General features: G+C 40.9%; 14 protein-coding genes and 1 pseudogene. 12 read left to right on the forward strand and 3 right to left on the reverse strand.

The features are described 5' to 3' along the window. Window positions 1–24 precede the first annotated feature (24 nt). Complete coding sequence (locus ACIFPW_RS17585; RefSeq protein WP_430246222.1) at window positions 25–576, reverse strand: hypothetical protein; 552 nt, start codon at window positions 574–576, stop codon at window positions 25–27. 196 nt (window positions 577–772) lie between these two features. Here ACIFPW_RS17585 and dat point away from each other — a divergent pair, with 196 nt between their 5' ends. From dat to ACIFPW_RS17605, 4 genes are all read left to right on the forward strand, one after another. Then, window positions 773–1,594, forward strand: a complete 822-nt coding sequence (gene dat, locus ACIFPW_RS17590) for a D-amino-acid transaminase (RefSeq protein ID WP_430246224.1) — start codon at window positions 773–775, stop codon at window positions 1,592–1,594. A gap of 212 nt (window positions 1,595–1,806) precedes the next feature. Beyond that, complete coding sequence (locus ACIFPW_RS17595; protein ID WP_242057383.1) at window positions 1,807–3,294, forward strand: DEAD/DEAH box helicase; 1,488 nt, start codon at window positions 1,807–1,809, stop codon at window positions 3,292–3,294. Window positions 3,295–3,507: 213 nt separating this feature from the next. Then, window positions 3,508–7,131 (forward strand): dynamin family protein, encoded by a 3,624-nt coding sequence (locus tag ACIFPW_RS17600; protein WP_430246226.1) that lies wholly within the window; start codon window positions 3,508–3,510, stop codon window positions 7,129–7,131. Window positions 7,132–7,134: 3 nt separating this feature from the next. Next, the gene (locus tag ACIFPW_RS17605) at window positions 7,135–7,950 is read left to right on the forward strand and encodes a sulfurtransferase (RefSeq protein ID WP_430246229.1); all 816 of its coding nucleotides are present in this window, start codon (window positions 7,135–7,137) and stop codon (window positions 7,948–7,950) included. Between the two features lie 40 nt (window positions 7,951–7,990). On the opposite strand, the gene ACIFPW_RS17610 is transcribed toward ACIFPW_RS17605, so the two are convergent. After that, on the reverse strand, window positions 7,991–9,148 hold the full coding sequence (locus ACIFPW_RS17610; RefSeq protein ID WP_430246231.1) for an aminotransferase A: 1,158 nt from the start codon (window positions 9,146–9,148) through the stop codon (window positions 7,991–7,993). Window positions 9,149–9,500: 352 nt separating this feature from the next. Then, on the reverse strand, window positions 9,501–10,895 hold the full coding sequence (locus ACIFPW_RS17615; RefSeq protein WP_430246233.1) for a PucR family transcriptional regulator: 1,395 nt from the start codon (window positions 10,893–10,895) through the stop codon (window positions 9,501–9,503). Window positions 10,896–11,088: 193 nt separating this feature from the next. On the opposite strand from ACIFPW_RS17615, the pseudogene ACIFPW_RS17620 reads away from it, so the two are divergent. The 8 genes and pseudogenes from ACIFPW_RS17620 (at window position 11,089) to ACIFPW_RS17655 (ending at window position 19,348) form a co-directional block, all read left to right on the forward strand. After that, window positions 11,089–12,458 (forward strand): annotated as a pseudogene (locus tag ACIFPW_RS17620) (aspartate aminotransferase family protein). Between the two features lie 18 nt (window positions 12,459–12,476). Beyond that, complete coding sequence (locus ACIFPW_RS17625; RefSeq protein ID WP_430246235.1) at window positions 12,477–13,169, forward strand: CoA transferase subunit A; 693 nt, start codon at window positions 12,477–12,479, stop codon at window positions 13,167–13,169. Further along, a complete protein-coding gene (locus ACIFPW_RS17630; RefSeq protein ID WP_430246237.1) occupies window positions 13,139–13,801 on the forward strand; it encodes a 3-oxoacid CoA-transferase subunit B in 663 nt (220 codons plus the stop codon). Before ACIFPW_RS17625 ends, ACIFPW_RS17630 begins: the two co-directional genes overlap by 31 nt. After that, window positions 13,798–15,048, forward strand: a complete 1,251-nt coding sequence (locus tag ACIFPW_RS17635; RefSeq protein WP_430246239.1) for a peptidase — start codon at window positions 13,798–13,800, stop codon at window positions 15,046–15,048. Before ACIFPW_RS17630 ends, ACIFPW_RS17635 begins: the two co-directional genes overlap by 4 nt. Before the next feature lie 127 nt (window positions 15,049–15,175). Beyond that, window positions 15,176–16,060, forward strand: a complete 885-nt coding sequence (ablB, locus tag ACIFPW_RS17640) for a putative beta-lysine N-acetyltransferase (protein ID WP_430246242.1) — start codon at window positions 15,176–15,178, stop codon at window positions 16,058–16,060. 12 nt (window positions 16,061–16,072) lie between these two features. After that, the gene (locus ACIFPW_RS17645) at window positions 16,073–17,458 is read left to right on the forward strand and encodes a sigma-54 interaction domain-containing protein (RefSeq protein WP_430246244.1); all 1,386 of its coding nucleotides are present in this window, start codon (window positions 16,073–16,075) and stop codon (window positions 17,456–17,458) included. 196 nt (window positions 17,459–17,654) lie between these two features. Beyond that, complete coding sequence (ablA, locus tag ACIFPW_RS17650; RefSeq protein WP_430246246.1) at window positions 17,655–19,064, forward strand: lysine 2,3-aminomutase; 1,410 nt, start codon at window positions 17,655–17,657, stop codon at window positions 19,062–19,064. Next, entirely contained in the window at window positions 19,061–19,348 is a 288-nt protein-coding gene (locus ACIFPW_RS17655) for a YokU family protein (protein WP_404682137.1), read from the forward strand. The genes ablA and ACIFPW_RS17655 overlap by 4 nt, the downstream gene beginning before the upstream one ends. The last annotated feature ends 25 nt before the right edge of the window (window positions 19,349–19,373 follow it).

The following is a 19,373-nucleotide window of genomic DNA, read 5'->3' on the forward strand; positions in this document are numbered from 1 at the left end:
TTTATGTCCCAGCCTCTTTTCCGATTAATCGACTAAGTCAGCTGAGAAACTAGGAGCTGTCAGTCCAGCATCTTCGTAGACAGTAGCCATTTTTTCTTCGAAAGAAGCGAATTGAGCGTCTGATTCTTCATACGTTGCTTCCGGGTCATCCGAAAGATTCGCAGCTCTTGTTTCATATGATTTTGCAAGCTCTTCTAAAGCAGCTTCGATATCACTTTTGTATGTTTCAAGTTCAGCAGGAATTTCCATGGCACGCACATCTTCAGCAACGGTCTTTGCAGCAGATTCTGCATCAGACTTCATCGTTGCAAGCTCTTCATCAGAAGGCTTTTCTTCAGCGACTTTAGCAGCTTCAAATTCATAAATTGGTGAATCGCTTTTGTTGACAGTTTGAATTAAGTTCAATTGAAAATCGAGCAGATCACTTTTTACATCTGATTCATTTGCACTGCTTGTTTCTTCTGAGTTTGCGGAATTAGTACTAGCGTTAGAATCGTTCTCATTTGAAGCGCCATTGTTACTACAAGCAGCTACAAATACAAACAGTAGCATCACGAGAGGTAAAAATCTTTTCATTCAAAACCCTCCTAATTTTTAGAAAAATCATCTTACGAGTACAAATTTTAGTTTATTAGGAAGGTTTTGTAAACTACTAAACTACTATTTGGCATAAAATGTAATAAGTAAAACTATTCAGATAAATGCGTTCATAGTCCGTGTTTAAAATATGTTAAGGTAGAGAAGGAGAAAATAGAAGGTAGGAGTGAGCATAATGATTTTATTTAATCAGGATTTGATTACAAGAGAGCAGGCAACCATTGATATTGAAGATCGTGGTTATCAATTTGGAGATGGTGTTTATGAAGTAATCCGTATTTATAACGGAAGCTTTTTTGAGTTGGATGCTCACCTGGAACGTTTAGAACGAAGCGCGAGCGAGATCAAGATTTCTTTACCGTTTACTCAAAAAGAAATCAAGGGGAAAATCGAGCAGCTTGTGGCTGCTAATCGCGTACATAGCGGGCACGTCTACATGCAAGTAACACGTGGCGTAGCTCCACGAAATCATCCCTTCCCGGCAAAATCAGAACCTGTGCTTGTCGCTTATACGAAAGAATATGAGAAAGAACCATCACGCGCACCAGGTCAAGCGATTTTTATGGAAGATATCAGATGGTTAAGATGTGATATTAAAAGTTTGAATTTACTTGGGAATGTATTGGCTAAACAATCTGCAACGGAGCAGAACGTTGACGAAGCGATTTTTCATCGTGGCGACTTGGTAACTGAAGGAAGTTCTACGAATGTTTTTATAGTGAAAAATAACATCCTTTATACTCATCCAGCTAACAACTTTATTTTAGATGGGATCACGAGACGGGTTATCCTTTCGGTTGCTTCTGAACTAGGTATTCAAATAAAGGAAGAAGCGTTTACAAAGCAGGAGCTGCTTGAAAGTGATGAAGTTTTCATTTCTAGTACAACCCAAGAAGCAAGACCAATTGTTGAGGTGGATGGCCGGCAGATTGGGAACGGAAAAGAAGGTGAGATAACCTCATCCCTTCATGCTAAGTTTGCTAGTCGTTTGTCATAACTAGAAGGTGTTGTTAAAATATTTTTAGTGTGCGCAGTTGAAATTTGCGCATATTAATGGTACTGTTATCTTTGGCTATATGTGAAAGAAGAGTTGCTTGTTCCGAGCGTTTTCCAACATTAGGGAAATGCTTTTTTTGAACACTATCAGGAGATTTTTCTCCCGTCTATAGCATTTAATGCATTTTAAAAGTAAAAAGGAGTTTTTAAAAGTTGAAAAAATTTCAAGATCTAGGTTTAAGTAATACGCTGCTAGAAGCAGTTAATCAAATGGGATTCGAAGAAACAACACCAATTCAAGCAGGTACGATTCCTCTAGCGCTTGAAGGCAAAGACGTTATCGGCCAGGCTCAAACTGGTACTGGTAAAACGGCTGCTTTTGGTATCCCAATGATTGAAAAAATCGACACTTCTCTATCTCATGTACAGGGAATCATTCTTGCGCCAACACGTGAGCTTGCTGTACAGGTTGCAGAAGAATTGAACCGTATTGGTCAAGCAAAAGGCGTGCGCGCCCTTCCTATATATGGTGGACAAAGCATCGTTCACCAAATCAAAGCACTTAAAAAGAGACCTCAACTAGTTGTTGCAACTCCAGGGCGTCTGATCGACCATATGGAACGTAAAACAATCCGTCTTCAAGAAGTATCTTTTGTTGTCCTTGATGAAGCAGATGAAATGCTTAACATGGGCTTCATTGAAGATATCGAAAAGATTCTTAAAGGTGTTCCAGACAAGCGTCAAACGCTTCTGTTCTCTGCTACAATGCCGAAACGTATCGCGATTCTTGCAGAGAAATTCATGAGCAATCCTGAAACAGTTAGAACAAAATCAAAAGAAATGACTGTTCCTTCAATCGAACAGCATTACTATGAAGTTCGTGATTCTAAGAAATTCGATATTCTTTGTCGCCTTCTTGATACTCAGTCTCCTGAGCTTGCAATTGTGTTTGCAAGAACTAAGAAACGCGTTGATGAAGTATCTGAAGGACTTAAGAAACGTGGATACATGGCTGAAGGAATTCACGGTGACCTTCCACAGGGTAAACGTGATCAGGTTATTAAACAGTTTAAAGACAGCACAATCGATATCATGGTAGCGACTGACGTTGCTGCACGTGGTCTAGACATTAGTGGTGTTACACACGTTTATAACTTTGATATTCCTCAAGATCCTGAAAGCTACGTTCACAGAATCGGTCGTACTGGCCGTGCAGGTAAGTCAGGTCTTGCTTCGACGTTTATTACTCCACGTGAGTACGATCACCTTAAAGTGATTGAGAAAATTACGAAGAAGTCTATGCAAAAACGTACGATTCCAAGTTTTGCTGAAGCAATGGAAGGCCAGCAGCAAATGGCGATTCAACAGCTTCAAAGCACAATTGAAGAGCAGGATCACTCAGTATACCGTTCATCAGCTGAACAGCTTCTCGATGATCACGATTCAGTAACGCTTCTTTCTGCAGCTCTTAAGTTGCTAACAAAAGAGCCGGATACAACTCCGGTTAAAATTACTGAAATTGCACCACTTCGTGCTAAAAAAGCTCATGGCCGTGGCGGCAGTGGCGGTGGAAACCGCAACCGTAACCGCAGTAATGATCGCGGAGGCCGTAAAGGTGGAAGCGGTGGCGGATATCGCGGAGACCGCAACAGCGGTGGCGCTAACAAGCGTCGTAAGTTCAACGACAAAGGAAATAAATAAGATATATGTAGAAGTCGGGAGAAATCCCGGCTTTTTTTATGTGGATTTTTGCTATTGCCCCTCGGAAGCTAGGCTTTTGATAGTAGCCATATATTCTTTTAATGATGGTTTTACCGTGTTCATCATGGAGTTTATTTTTTAAAATGCTGGGAAAAATCTACTGAAAGCGTTATTCTAAGAGGGACACTATTTACGGAAAGGCAGCGGGATATTATGAAGCATGATCACCAGTCACACACGAAACTAAAAGAGGACGTGCTGTTTGAACGTCTTGCACTAATTGAAAAAGAATTAGAGGCTTCGGAATCATCGAAAATCAAACAACTGATCGACAAGTTGTTGAGTGGTGAACAGCACTTCCTTTTCTCGGGCCATTTTTCTGCTGGGAAATCTTCATTAATAAACGCGTTATTTCAATCAAACCTCTTACCGTCAAGTCCCATACCGGCGAGTGCTAATACGGTTCGTATCCGTTCAGGTGAACCAGGCGCTTCCGTTCATTTCTTGAATGGAAAGAAAATGATTTTTAAAGCGCCGTATGATATTGATCAAGTAAAAGGGTATTGTTTGAACGGAGAAGAGGTCGAGCGCGTTGAATTGTCCGCTCCGTCTTCTTTAGAAGAGGACGTTATTTTCATTGATACTCCTGGAATTGATTCGACAGATGAAGCGCATAGGCTTTCAACGGAATCTTCGATGTATTTAGCTGATGTTGTTTTCTATGTGATGGATTACAATCATGTTCAATCTGAAGTGAACTATCAATTCATCCGAGAACTTTATCGTCAAAATAAAAAAATAATCTTAATTGTGAACCAAATTGATAAGCATCATGAATCTGAAATTTCATTCACATCATTTCAGAAATCAGTGGTCGAGTCTTTTGAAACGTGGGGGATGTCTCTTGAATCCTTTTTCTTTATCTCATTACGCGATTACGATCATCCCCATAACCAGTTTCATCAGTTGAAAACATACATTGACGGGCTTTCAAGGAAAACAGATGAAGACAAAGTGAAGCGAATTTTTAATGCAGCAAGAGAGTTATTGGATGATCTGAATCAAGTAGATGCTCATAACGACGAAGTAGAAGAAGCTTATGAGCAGATGAAAAACAAGCTTGCATTTTCAAAGGAACGCATTGAACTAATCGATCAGGAATTTCAGACTGAAGCGGCGGCTATCCAAAAAAGTGCAATTTTAATGCCGTATGAAGTGAGAGAAGCAGGACGAGCGTATCTTGAATCTCTTCAACCAGACTTTAAAGTAGGATTTGTATTTCGTGATAAGAAAACCCAGCAAGAACGAACGGCGAGGTACGAAACTTTCATTGCGGGTTTAAAAGAACAGGTAAAGTCGCAACTAGAGTGGCATTATCAGCAGCTATTACAACAGCTAGTTTCGACAGCTGGATTAAAAGACGTATCATCTTCTCTCATTGATCAGCCATATGAAGTTGATTTTTCAGTGATACAAGAAGAAGCTAACAAAGGAAACGGTGCAACAGGAGAAGCAGTTCTTCATTATACTGAGAATATCGCTTATCGCTTGAAGACACAGGTCAAGCAGCAAGCAGAACAAAGGAAGGACAAGCTTGTTGATCAAGTCAATTCCGACCACGATAGGCAGGCTGAGGAGCTTAAGAAGTCATTCAAATCTCAAGTCGGAGAAGAGGATGCGGAGACTTTCTTATTAGAGCTGGAAGCTGCTAGTGAGAATACTGAAGAGCTTTGGTCTATTTTGGATGGGAGCCGTGATGAAGAGGCTCGTCGTGCGGGAGACGCATTTAAGAAAAGGTACACGCAAACGGAGGATGTTACTATCGTAGAGTCGACCAAAAGCGATAGTGGACAACAGCGTAAGCAACAGGAGCCTAAAGAGGTGGATTCACCTGAAGGTCAAACTTCTCTTCCTGTTCCCGAAGCGACTAGTATCGCCCTTCAAAGAATGGCAGATGAATTAGAGGATCTTCCTGGTTTTGACTATACGAGACAAAACTTGATCAAGCGTGCAAATAAATTATCAGAAAAGTCATTTACGGTCGCATTGTTTGGTGCCTTTAGCGCTGGGAAATCCTCTTTTGCCAATGCGCTCATTGGCGAAAAAATACTGCCTTCTTCTCCAAATCCAACAACGGCTACGCTTAATCGTATTTGCCCGGTAACAGAAGATCATGCTCATAAAACGGCGATGATTTATTACAAATCGGAAGAAGAACTTTTGGAGGATTTGAATCATTCCCTTTCTTATTTTGGTGAGCAAGCTTTTTCACTAAGGGATTGTCTCCAAATCATTTCACAAGGGAAATTGTTTAAGAGAGAGTCTTCTGCAACAAAACCTCATGCCCTTTTCCTAAGAGCTGTACTTGAAGGTGAAGCTGAGCTAGCATACCTCGGTAAGGAACGTGAAGTCACACTGGATGACTATGAGGATATGGTCGTAAATGAGTCAAAAGCGGCCTTCGTTGCTTCTATCTCGCTCTATTATGATTGTACTTTAACGCGAAAGGGAATAACGCTTGTAGACACTCCAGGGGCAGATTCCATCAACGCACGACATACAGGTGTAGCGTTTCAATATATGAAAGCAGCCGATGCTATTCTTTACGTCACCTATTACAATCATGCATTTTCAAAAGCAGATCGAGAGTTCCTCATTCAGCTTGGACGAGTGGAAGACGTTTTTGAAATGGATAAAATGTTCTTTCTTCTTAATGCATCTGATCTTGCTGCAGATGACGAAGAGCTCGAAATCGTTCTTGATCATGTTACAAATCAGTTACAGCAGTACGGTATTCGCTATCCTGCACTGTATCCTGTCTCAAGTCTTGCAGGAATGCTTGCTTCTGAAGAGAATGTAAGTGAAAAAGAGGCTAAGTTTCTTGCGGCGTTACCAGAAAAATTGAGACAAAAAGGCGGTATTAAGCGGTTTGAATCGCGCTTCTATCATTTTATTCGCAAGGATCTTTCAAAAATGGCAGTGGAGTCCAGCTTAACTGAATTAACAAGTGTGATGAGCGAAATCGAGCGTTGGATCGAGAACTTTGAATTAAATGCGAGTGAAAAAGAACAGCAGATCACAGAGCTTCGTAATCAGAGTGACGAAGCAAATAGGAAGATTAATCACTATTCAAACACTTCATCTGAAAAGCTGATCAAACAAGAATTAACAGAACTTGTTCATTATATTCCTCAGCGTCTTTTTTATCGATTTAATGATTTCTTTAAGGAAGCCTTTAACCCATCGACTATTCAAGGGCGTGAAGGACTGCAACCTGCTTCAGAAACGCTGGTTGAAGATATTGAACAAGATTTATTACAGGAGCTCAGGGCAGCTTCTCTTCGAATCGATCGATTTATGAAGCGAGAAATTCAAAAGAGTGAGAAAGAAATACAAAAGCTTACTCGAGAAATGCTATCTGATTTTCATTACAGCAGTCTACCTGATCGGGACATGGAAACCCCGCAGTTTGATGAGTCTCTTACATCATGGATAGCGGTTGACCGTGTTTTAAAGCACGCTCGTAGCTCCTTTAAATCTTCGAAGCAATTTTTCGAACAGAGTGGAAGAGATACGCTTCATGATGAGTTGAAAAATGAGTTTCAACTACCTGTTAATAACTATTTGAAAACAGAACATAAAGTGATTGAAGAGGCGGCTACGAATTTCTTTGATCAATTAATTGTAGAGGTAAAAGGCGAAATGATGAAAGAAGTTACATCATATGTCAAGGCCAGAACAACGATGCTAACAAGCGATATATCAAAAGATTTCCTTGAAACTAAGCGAAATAATGCTTTCGAAATTCAAACGGAGCTACTGTCGAAGGGAGAATAGGAAATGAAAAATCTAGTTTCAATTGAATGGCTATCAGATCATTTGTATGATGAGCAATTAGTGATTGTGGACTGTCAATTTGAACTTGGCAATCCAGAAAACGGTTATACTTCCTATTTAAAAGGTCATATTCCAGGAGCGCAGTATGCTGATCTCGAAAAAGATTTATCTGGTGAAGTTGGAGAGCATGGTGGAAGACATCCTTTACCTGATCAAGAACAGCTCCAGACGCTCGTTGAAAGGTTAGGGATTGAGCAGGATTCGAAAGTGATCCTATACGACCATGAGTATGGTGCTATGGCAGCAAGATTATGGTTTCTACTCGGATTTGCTGGCCATAAAGCGCGTGCTGTTCTTGATGGGGGTCTTCAAGCTTGGAGAGGGGAGGGGCATAAACTTGAGACGAAAGTTCGTCAAGTAACTCCTTCATCGTATCCTATAAGTCTTGATAAATCGATGATTGTTTCTATGAATGATGTGAAGCAGGCGCAGATAGAAGGGCGCACAATTATTGATTCGAGAGCAAGCGAGCGCTATTCTGGAGAGATAGAACCTATTGATCCTAAAGCAGGTCATATACCAGGCGCTATCAATTACTTCTGGAAGAATAACCTTAATGATAATAAAACATGGAAAGACCCTGAAGAGAGAGTAGGGGAGAAAGAGCATGGTCATGAACCAATTGTATACTGTGGTTCTGGTGTGACTGCTTGTGTTAACCTGCTTGCTTTACAAGAGGCAGGTATTCATGCAAAGCTTTATCCTGGAAGTTATAGTGACTGGATATCCTATGAAGAAAATCAAATTGAAACAAAATAAACGAAACGCCAGCCCTTACGAGGGCTGGCGTTTATTCATTCTATCTAAGGGTGTGAATGAACTTTTCTAAGCGATCCATACCTTCTTTTAGTACATCAAGTTTATAAGCGAAAGAAATTCTTACATAGCCTTCACCGAGTGATGAAAAGGCGCTTCCTGGTACAACTGCTAAATTACCTTCTTTCGCGAGTTTCATTGCAAAGTCAAATGAAGATAAGCCGAACTCCTGAATGGAAGGCAAGATATAGAAAGCACCGTCAGGCTTGATTGGAGATAACCCCATACCAACTAAGCGATCATAAACATAATTCATTCGTTCCTTGTAAGCAACTCGCATCTCAATCGAGTCTTGCAATCCATTCTGTAACGCTTCTAGAGCGGCGTACTGAGATACTGATGAAGCACAGGAGACATTATACTGATGAACTTTCAAGATATGCTGGCATAGTTCTACTGGGGCGAAGAGAAAGCCAATGCGCCATCCTGTCATAGCGTGAGATTTAGATAGTCCATTGATTACGATCGTTTTATCACGCATGCCATCAAATTGAGCGATCGAAGAATGATCACCTGAAAAGTTAAGCTCTGAATAAATTTCATCAGATAAAACAAAAATGTTTTTAGCTTTAAGTAAATCAGCAAGATCGGCTAATTCATCATAAGACATCGCAACACCAGTAGGGTTAGATGGGGAAGGTAGAATAATGCATTTTGTTCGCTCTGTTAGGGCATCTTCAATTAGGTCGCGGGTCATTTTAAATCCGTTTTTAGTCGTATCGACGTGTACTGGAGTTGCGCCACATAATGTAATGATTGGCTCATAACCTGGATACACTGGACCTGGCAAAATCACTTCGTCACCTTCAGTGAGAAGTGTTCGAAGTGTCACGTCAATTGCCTGACTTGCTCCTGAAGTGGTAATGATCTCAGATTCAGCTTGGTAGTTAAGATTGTATTTTGATTGTAGAAAATTAGCTGCTGCCTTTCGAAGTTTTAGGATGCCGGCATTATGAGTATACGTTGTTTTGTTTTCACTAATAGCCGCTTGAGCTGCTTCCTTAATATGAGCTGGTGTCTCAAAATCAGGTTGGCCGATTGTTAATGAAATCATGTTCTCATAATCAGCTACCATATTAAAAAAAGTTCGAATCCCAGAAATCTCAATTTCCTTCACGCGAGGGTTTAATAAATGCTCCATAGGTCTGTCTTCCTTTCCGTCTCTTCTTCTCATAAACATCATTGTAGCATAATTTCTATATTATCGTCGAAATGAAGATGTTCTGTTTATAAAGACATGAAACCTCTGGAAATTCAAGTGTTGATAACTTTGGAAACTATTGATAATATAGGCTTTCTGACACTTATCAACAGATGATTTCGTATACCCGCCCCTGGTATATTTTAAATACATGGGGGTATAGGTGCCGTAGATGGGTTACCCACAAAATTCTGTGGATAACCAATATTCAGATAATTTTCTTCTGAATTGGTCTTCGCTATCGTCTTAATAAAAAAACAGATTCCCTATCATTGATAGGGGATCTGCTTTTTTAAATAGCTGGAAGAATGCAATCGGTCCGATAAGCAAGTAGAGCAAACTGAAGCTGCATGCGCTGATCATATGCGTATATATCAATACCGGTGAGCTTTTCTAATTGTTTGATTCGATAGTTTAGTGTATGCCTATGAATAAATAATTTATCAGCTGTCCGGTTAATGACAAGGTTGTTTTCTAGAAAAGATTCAAGTGTCTTCATTAACTGAGCCTGGTGCTTTCGATCATAGTCAACTATTGGTGATAGAAGAGGTGAATAGTAGGGTGAAAGATCTTCGCCATTTTCTTTTAATCGAATGAATAACTGATAAGCACCTAGGTCAGCGAAGGATAGATGATGTTCGTTTCGATATTTAGCAAATTGATGGGCAACCGTAGCTTCTTTAAGTGCTAGTTCAAGCTGTTGTATGCCTATTTTGGTCATGCTGACTCCAATGATAGAAGAGCTCTTTCCTTCTTTGAAAGGAATGGTGTCACCTAAAAGAAGCACAACAATATGATCCATCTTCCTCTTTATTATACCTTTTGTTCTTGTTTCGATTAATTGCTGCTGACAGTCTTGCTCAAGTTTTGTAAGGTTAGATGATGAAAGAACTGCGATTGTATTAGAACCGGTTAAATCATAGCCCATTTCTTTGCTCTTTTTTAATATTATTTTCTCGTCTTCGTAGGATTGGGAGAGTAAAATATCAAGAAAATCAGCTTCGATCTGAGATCTAGTATCTTCAATAATACGTAGTTTTAGAAATTCAATCGCAAAAATATTAGCCGCATGCTTTAAAGCAAGGTGATCGAGTGCCGTGAGTGGTGTTAGTTTCTTGATATGAATTGTTCCAATTGCTTTTCCTTCGGTTTTGATCGGATAGAATTGATCGGTAGAATCATTTTGATTCGTGAGATAAGTCTCTGCTAAAAGAGCATTATCCGCATGATAAATTGAAACAGTGCAGTTTAGTAGTTTCGATAGTGCATCAGTGATAGCTGAAAAGCCAGCATTTTTAATAACAAGTGACGTTAAGTCATCCTGAATACGCTGAGCCTGTGTAAGAATGGACAGTTGTTTATTAACGAGCTGTTCCAAAATGCTTCTTGTAACCATTGAGAAATTCATCGTTCTCGGAATTTCAAGAAGCGGTAATCCGGTTCGGTTCGCCGCTTCGATCATCGCAATCGGAACTACGTCTAGATAAAATCCAGTATGAATGGCAAGAGCAGAGAGCTGTCTGTTCGAAAGGGCATCAATGAGTTTCGCATAAGAATCGGATTTCTCGTGCCATCCGTATGCCGTCGTTATTAAAAACTCCCCTTCATGAAGCCGTGTCATATCTTCCATTACTTCCACGATTGTTAACCATTTAATATCTCGGTCAATTCCTTTTTTTTCCAGCAATTAATTTAATTCCACTCATCTCAGGCAGCTGTAAGGCTTCTCGAACTGATAGTCCCATAGGCGTCCCTCCGTCTCTTCTTATCCAAAGCGTACAATAATGTCAGAATTTTTTGTAGATGATGCGGGATAGAATTTTGCTTCATTTCAACATAGGCTATACATATAGACAAAAAAGTGAGGTGTCGATTCGGTGATGAGTAAAAGAACCCACTTAATAAAACCTTTATTAGGAATGGATTATGCCTTTATTTCTCATGGAAAAGGGATCTATTTATATGATGAGGATGGTCATGCGTTTATTGATGGATGTTCAGGTGCTGTGACAGCAAATATCGGCCACGCCGTTCCTGAAATTAAGGAAGCGATGGTAAAGCAAGCCGATCAAGTATCATTTGTTTATCGCTCTCAGTTTACGAGTTCGTCTGCAGAGCTTCTTGCTGAAAGACTATGTCGCCATGCTCCGGGTGATCTGGACTGGGTGTTTTTTGTGAACAGCGGATCAGAAGCATTAGAAACCGCTTTGAAAATAGCCGTTCAGTATTGGCAGGAACTGGGTCGACCAACGAAGAACAGAATCATATCGAGGTGGATGAGCTATCACGGGATTACAATGGGTGCCCTTTCAATGTCCGGTCATGTCATACGTCGGAGTCGCTTTAGCGCGATGTTAGAGCATTATCCAGAACTCTCTCCTCCTTATTGTTACAGATGTTCTTACAATGAGCACTGTCCGAATTGTTCAAAGCACTATGCGCTAGAATTTGAAAAAACGATTCAAAGACTTGGGGCAGAAACAATTGCGGCGTTTGTTTGTGAACCTATCATTGGTGCAGCTGGGGTGCGGTTGTTCCACCTGATTCCTATTTTAAAGAAATGAAAGCCGTATGTGAGCGCTATGATATTTTGTTTATTGCAGATGAAGTTATGACAGGAGTCGGGAGAACAGGGAAAATGTATGCAATGGAACATTGGGGTGTCGCACCAGATATCTTAGCACTCGGAAAAGGAATGAGCGCAGGTTATACACCGATGGCAGCTACCCTTGTATCTGATCGGATCATACTGGAAATTGAACGCGGATCCAAAGTTGTGCTAAGCGGTCATACGTTTAGTGCAAACCCACTCTCATCTGCTATATGTCTCGCTGTTCTTGACTATATAGAAGAAAATAATCTTGTGAAAAATGCCGAAGAAAAAGGTGGTCTTCTCTTAAAAGGATTAAAAGAGCTTCAATCGATTTATCCTTTTATTGGTGATGTAAGAGGTAAAGGGTTATTAACAGCTATTGAATTTGTTCAGGATCAACTGACGAAGGAACCGTTCTTGCTACAGAATGAAGTGACAAATCGTTTTATCAGAAAATGCTATGACTACGGTTTACTCGTTTACACGGCTGCTGGGGGATTGAATGGGATAGCGGGTGATGCAGTCATTGTGGCACCACCTCTAATCATTCAAGAAAATGAGGTTCATCTCCTTCTGAATAAGCTGAATCAGGCATTAGCTGAATTGGAGAAAGAGCTTACAATAGAAGGCCTCTATAGTAGACGATCGATAAGCTGACGAAAGGATGAGAAATCCGTGAGAAGTAAAAGATGCGCATTGTCAGAGCTCGATCTATTAAGAGATAACATGACGATAATGTGTGGTGGATTTGGTGGAGTAGGTTCACCTCCAACACTTATTCAATGGATTCTTGATTCTGGTATTAAGAATATAACGCTCATTTGTAACGATGCTGGCTTCCCGTGGATCGGACCTGGAAAGCTTGTCACCGAAAAAAGAGTTTCAACACTTATTGCATCTCATATTGGCTCAAATCCTGAAGCAGGAAAACAAATGCATAACGGAGAACTTACCGTTCAATTCTACCCGCAGGGAACGCTGGCAGAAAAGATTCGCGCTGGGGGGATGGGGCTTGGTGGTATTTTAGTAGACGTCGGGCTTGGGACATCTATTGAACACGGAAAGGAAAAGACAATCATTCACGGTAAAGAATATATGATTGAACCTGCTCTTACGGCAGATTTATCTATTATTGCCTGCAAACGTGCTGATCCATATGGAAATCTAATCTACGATCAAAGTGCACGAAACACGAACCCACTTGTCGCCCAAGCAGGTGATGTTACTATCGCTGAATCTGTTGAAATCGTACAAACAGGTGAGCTAGGTCCAGAGGAAATTATCACTCAAGGTGTTTTCGTTGATCACGTCATTGAAAGCAAGGGAGTTGATTGGAAATGGGTATGGGAGCTGAAGCGAGAAAGTTAATTGCACAACGTGCTGCTCGTGAAGTCACGTACGGCATGATGGTTAATCTTGGGATCGGTATTCCTACGCTTGTAGCTGACTTTATTCCAAATTCCCTCGATGTCATGTCGCATACGGAAAATGGCATCTTAGGAATGGGGGGGAGTCCTGAGCAAGGTAAGGAAGATGGAAATCTATCTAACGCCGGGGGATATCCAGTTACCATTCAATCAGGTGCTTCATTTTTTGATAGTGCAGAAGCGTTTGGAATGGTTAGGAGGGGACATCTCGATTTAACGATTCTTGGCGCACTTGAAGTGAGTGGAAGAGGAGATATCGCAAATTGGATCGTACCTGGAAAACGAGTGCCTGGCATGGGTGGGGCTATTGATCTCGCTCAAAAAGCTAAAAAGGTGATTGTATTAATGAGTCATACAACAAAAGATGGGCAGCCCAAAATTGTCAAAGAATGTTCTCTCCCTTTGACGGTAAAAGAAGGTGCACACATGATTATTACAGAGAGAGCTGTTATGCGAATTGATCAGGGAGAGCTTTTTCTTCTCGAAGTGATGCCTGGTTATTCTGTTGAAGATGTGTTAGGCGCTACTGAAGCAGATGTAAATGTTGATCATGTGGGGAGGCGGACCTCATGAAAGAAGAAATAAACAAATGGATGATGCTTCATCGGGACTATGGGATAGAAATGCTTCAACGCTTTGTTCGTTGTGATAGCGTGCAAGGAAACGAGGCAAATGTGCAAGACCTTGTTCAGTCAGAACTTCATCAACTCGGAATGAAAATAGATCGGTTTACTCCTGGAGACGAAACTCTTAATCATCGTGCATTTTGTGCGAATCGAACAGATTTTACACAAAGCCCTAATGTTGTAGGTGTGTGGAAAGGTAAGGGAGGTGGTCGTTCACTCATTTTGAACGGTCATATTGACGTTGTCCCCCCTGGAAATAGAAGTGACTGGGAGTTAGAACCTTATAGCGGGGAAGTAAAGAACGGCAGGCTGTACGGTAGAGGGGCAACCGATATGAAAGGCGGAAATACGGCGATGCTTCTTGCCTTAAAATGCCTTAAAGATTTGGAGCTTCCTCTAAATGGCGATCTGATCTTTGAAAGCGTAGTGGAAGAAGAAAGTGGGGGAACAGGTACACTTGCGGCAATTGAACGAGGTTACCGTGCTGATGCCGCTCTTATTCCAGAGCCGACGAAGATGAAAGTGTTCCCTAAGCAGCAGGGATCAATGTGGTTTCGTATCACCGTATCAGGGCGCGGTGCACACGGTGGTACGCGTTATGAAGGAGTATCTGCTCTCGAGAAAAGCCTTTCGGTGATTAAAGCCATCCAATTATTAGAGGAACAGCGCAATAATCGAATTACAGACTCTTTATATGAAAACATTCCGATCCCTGTTCCGATTAATATAGGAAAAATTTCAGGTGGAGATTGGCCATCCTCTGTTCCAGATCAAGTAGTTTTAGAGGGAAGAATGGGGGTGATTCCTGGAGAAGAGCTTGATGACGCAAAGCTTGACATGCGCCGTGCCCTAGAAGCTATTGAAGATGATTGGCTAAAGGATCATCCAGTAGAGATCGAGTGGTTTGGAGCAAGATGGCTGCCTGGAGAAGTTGATGAAGATCATCCGCTAGTGGGCGTAATTCGCCGTCATTACGAAGAAGTCACAGGGAAAGATCTCGTTATCGAAGCTTCTCCTTGGGGGACAGATGGGGGATTGCTACAAGAAGAAGGGAATACGCCATCGATTATTTTCGGTCCAGGAGAGACAGCGGTAGCACATTTTGCAAATGAATACATTGAAATTGATCAAATGATGCTTGCAGCAGAACTTTTTGTGCACATCATTCTAGAATGGTGTGGCCAGCATAAGTAGGAGCGGCTATGCCGTTCTTTTTCATGTGGTTCTTTCACTTTGTTTTTCTAATATAGCTTACCTTTAGGAAGGAGTTTACAAAAGAAAGAAGAACTACTGATTTAAGACATGAATGAGGGGGAGGTTAATGGGAAATAAGCGAATTGAAGCGGTTGAGCATTTTTATAAAGGGAGCGATTATGTCTTTACCTGTACGTTTGATACATTTAATGAACGCATTCGTATTGATGTTTATGATGGAAGCGTCCAAGCAGTTATCGCTCATATTCAAGAAGTGTTTACGAGCGAATATTCAAAGTGCATTGTAAAAGTAAAAAGTGAAGATGTTTCCTCCTTTCTTTCAATTGGCTATACCTACGAAGGGAAGATTCGTTTCTATTTTTCTGGTAGTGATGCTCATCTCATGACGAAGTATCGAGCGAATTGGCGTCGAAATAGTGAGTCTTGGGTAGATGAAGACAAGTTATTAAAGGCTGTACAAAACAAACCTCTTACTTCTCTCAAAGGAAACCCTCCTATGCGGATTGGAATTGAAAGTGATGCTGAAGCGCTAGCCAAATTATATCAAACTGTGTTTTCGGTCTACCCAACCCCAATGGATGATCCTAGTTACATTAAGAAAGCTATGAAGAGTGACACGATTTTTTATGTAATGGAAGATCAGGGAATAATCAAAAGTGCCGCCTCAGCTGAAGTGAATCGTACGTATAGAAATGCCGAGATGACGGATTGCGCAACCCTTCCTGAGTATAGGAAAGGTGGAACGATGCGTCACTTAATTCTTGCTTTAGAAACGGAGTTGTTAAAGCAAGAGGTGTACTACGCTTACTCGATCGCGAGGAGTCTTTCTTTTGGAATGAATGCTGTATTTCATCAGCTTCACTATGAATATGGTGGGCGTCTTGTAAACAATGTAAAGATCTATAAAGATTGGGAAAATATGAATCTATGGAGTAAAAAGCTTCTAGGTAGTGCCGGAAAATCAGCACAGATAGATGAAAATTCGGCATAAAGGAGGACATCTATGAGAGAAACGATTCCACTTACGGATGGAATGTTTGAAGCGATCCTAGAAAGTATTGATGAGGGGATTCATGTCGTTGATAACAGAGGGATGACGATCTATTATAATGAAATTGCTGCTAATCACGATGGATTGCAAGTAGGCGATGTGTTAGGAACGCACTATTTAGAAGCTTTTCCATCACTCTCCAAAGAAACGAGCACACTATCTCATGTGTTAACGACAAGAAAGCCAATTTTTAATAAAGATCAAACTTACAGAAATATGAAGGGACACTTGATCTCGACGATTAATACGACACTGCCTATCGTTGTGAATGGGCACTTAGAAGGAGCTGTGGAAATTGCTCGAGATCTTTCGCGTATCAAAATATTGTCTGATAAGGTAATGGAATTACAATCTAAAATAAATCGAAAGACGGTCAAGGAGTTCGACAACGGCACTATCTATACATTTGAGCACATTCTAACGAACGATCCCGTTTTTATAAAGGTAAAGGACCGAGCCCAAAAAGCTGCCGTTCTTCATTCTCCAGTTCTTGTCTATGGTGAGACTGGCACTGGAAAAGAACTCCTTGTTCAAGCGATTCATAATGCTTCTAAGCGGGTGGGGCCATTTATTGCACAAAATTGCGCCGCCTTACCTGCATCGATTCTTGAGTCAATTCTTTTTGGTACGTCAAAAGGAAGCTTTACAGGTGCTGAGGAGCGTGAAGGATTATTCGAACTAGCTAATGGCGGTACTCTTTTTCTTGATGAGATTAATTCGATGCCCATTGATGTACAAGCAAAATTGCTTCGGGTTTTAGAGGATGGTGTCATCCGGCGAGTTGGAGCAGGAAAGACGAGAAAAGTGGATGTCCGAATCATAGCTGCAATGAATGAAGAACCGGAATCTGCTCTTGAGGCAAAGAGGCTTCGTGTTGATTTGTTTTACCGTTTGAATGTTATTTATCTTAGATTACCACCTCTTCGAGAACGAAAAGAGGATATTTCTAATCTCATTGCTCATTTTATTAAGAAATACAACGATAAATTTCATAAAAACATAAGAGGAGTCGATCAGAAGTCGGCAACGCTGCTCTCTTCGCGTCACTGGCATGGAAATGTTCGGGAGCTTGAGCATGTGATTCAATCGGCCATGAATTTCGCAGAAGGACATACATTAACCTTCGACGATTTTGAGGTGCTTCTTCCAGAAAATCAATCTCGTGTAACGGCACCACTCCGCGACGTTTTGTTAAAAACAGAATATGATTTAATAAAACAAGCCATGAATGTCAGCCAGGGTAATGTGAAAAAAGCTGCAGAGCAGTTAGGCATCCCCAGACAAACATTACAATATAAACTTTCTAAACACCCACTAAGCCAGAGTGCCGAATATTGAGCACAGCTGGCTTTTTATTGTGGAAATAAATGAAGGGAGTGGATAAGTAGGGATCTTAGTTGTAACCGTAATAGACTTATCTTATAAGCGTCTTGATCCCACGATAAACCAAAAAGTAGGCTTTTTTGAAGAATTAATGGAGCTGGCACGCTACTTGCATAGTATAGGAGTAGATTATCTGAAGGGGGAATGTATTGTGCTGATGCAACTGTATAAGCCAACTCGGAATTGGAAGGATATTGAACTTTGGAAGGATGTCACGGAAGACCAATGGAATGATTGGATTTGGCAGCTTACTAATACGATTCGAACGCTTGATGACTTGAAGAAAGTAGTGAACTTAACACCTGACGAGGAAGAAGGTGTGAAGATCGCAACGAAAACCATTCCACTTAACATCACGCCATACTATGCTTCCTTAATGAATCCGGATGATCCGCGCTGTCCGGTTCGCATGCAATCAGTCCCTATTTCGCAAGAGATGTATAAAACGAAATATGATCTCGAAGATCCTCTTCATGAAGATGAGGATTCCCCAGTGCCTGGATTAACGCATAGATATCCTGATCGCGTTCTTTTTCTAGTTACAAATCAGTGTTCGATGTACTGCAGGTATTGTACTAGGAGACGCTTTTCAGGGCAAATCGGAATGGGGGTTCCAAAAAAACAGCTTGATGAAGCCATAAGCTATATTTCAAGAACCCCTGAAGTGAGAGATGTCCTTATTTCTGGAGGAGATGGGCTACTGATCAATGATAAGATTCTTGAATATGTGCTCAAGAACTTACGAGCGATTCCACATGTTGAAATTATTCGAATCGGAACGAGAGCCCCGGTTGTGTTTCCTCAGCGAATTACAGAGGATTTATGTAACATTTTAAAGAAATACCATCCTGTCTGGCTGAACACGCACTTTAATACAAGTATTGAAATTACAGAAGAATCGAAGAAGGCATGTGAAATGCTGGCAGATGCCGGCGTTCCTGTTGGAAATCAAGCGGTTATTCTTGCAGGGATCAATGATAGCGTACCGATTATGAAGAAGCTGATGCATGACCTTGTGAAAATTAGGGTGAGGCCATATTACATTTATCAGTGTGATTTATCTGAGGGGATTGGGCATTTTCGTGCACTGGTTTCTAAAGGATTGGAAATCATTGAAGGATTAAGGGGACATACGTCAGGATATGCCGTACCGACTTTTGTAGTTGATGCCCCTGGAGGCGGTGGAAAAATAGCCCTTCAGCCAAATTACATGATTTCCCAAAGTGCAGATAAAGTTATTTTACGAAACTTTGAAGGGGTTATTACTTCTTACCCTGAGCCGGAAAATTATACTCCCGGTACGGCTGATACGTACTTTAACCAGGTTTATGAAATGGAGAAAAAACCTGCTATCGGCATTCATTCCTTAATGACAGATGAGCGGTTTAATCTTGTTCCAGAAGGCATTCAGCGGTTTAGTCGAAGATCTCAGTACGAAAAGGACGCAACACATAGCTCGCTAAAAGATAAGCGCGATAAAAGAGATGTTATGAAGGAAAAGAAATTTAACGCAGAGCAGGAGAAATACAAAGGTAATGATAAAGGAGAGGAAACCGTATGATCTGTAAATGGTGTGAACAGGAGGGAGCTTTTGAGACGCTTGATAAAGGTTACTGGGAATTACCTGATGGATCGAGAGCGGTCGAAATTAGTGATTTGCCCTCGGTTCAATGCGGTTATTGCGGGATGTGCTATCAGACAGATGAATTAGTTGGAGACGTGGAGGAGCAATTGATGCTAATCGATACGGCAAAACTACCCTCCTCCTTTTCGTATAAAGAATTAATGAGTCAAGAAAGACTCTTAAAGAAAAATTATTTTGATCTTGATCGTTACCCGCTCTAATCCTTGAGTTAATAGCATTTTCTCT

It is taken from the genome of Pseudalkalibacillus sp. NRS-1564 (genome assembly GCF_050467905.1).
Classification (GTDB): Bacteria; Bacillota; Bacilli; order Bacillales; family Guptibacillaceae; genus Guptibacillus; species Guptibacillus hwajinpoensis_B.

Bases quoted from the DNA above. Each gene is read 5' to 3' on its own strand.
- ACIFPW_RS17585 (WP_430246222.1), bottom strand. From the start codon at position 576: ATGAAAAGATTTTTACCTCTCGTGATGCTACTGTTTGTATTTGTAGCT.
- dat (WP_430246224.1), top strand. From the start codon at position 773: ATGATTTTATTTAATCAGGATTTGATTACAAGAGAGCAGGCAACCATT.
- ACIFPW_RS17600 (WP_430246226.1), top strand. From the start codon at position 3,508: ATGAAGCATGATCACCAGTCACACACGAAACTAAAAGAGGACGTGCTG.
- ablB (WP_430246242.1), top strand. From the start codon at position 15,176: ATGGGAAATAAGCGAATTGAAGCGGTTGAGCATTTTTATAAAGGGAGC.
- ACIFPW_RS17655 (WP_404682137.1), top strand. From the start codon at position 19,061: ATGATCTGTAAATGGTGTGAACAGGAGGGAGCTTTTGAGACGCTTGAT.
- ACIFPW_RS17630 (WP_430246237.1), top strand. From the start codon at position 13,139: ATGGGTATGGGAGCTGAAGCGAGAAAGTTAATTGCACAACGTGCTGCT.
- ACIFPW_RS17645 (WP_430246244.1), top strand. From the start codon at position 16,073: ATGAGAGAAACGATTCCACTTACGGATGGAATGTTTGAAGCGATCCTA.
- ACIFPW_RS17605 (WP_430246229.1), top strand. From the start codon at position 7,135: ATGAAAAATCTAGTTTCAATTGAATGGCTATCAGATCATTTGTATGAT.
- ACIFPW_RS17635 (WP_430246239.1), top strand. From the start codon at position 13,798: ATGAAAGAAGAAATAAACAAATGGATGATGCTTCATCGGGACTATGGG.
- ACIFPW_RS17610 (WP_430246231.1), bottom strand. From the start codon at position 9,148: ATGGAGCATTTATTAAACCCTCGCGTGAAGGAAATTGAGATTTCTGGG.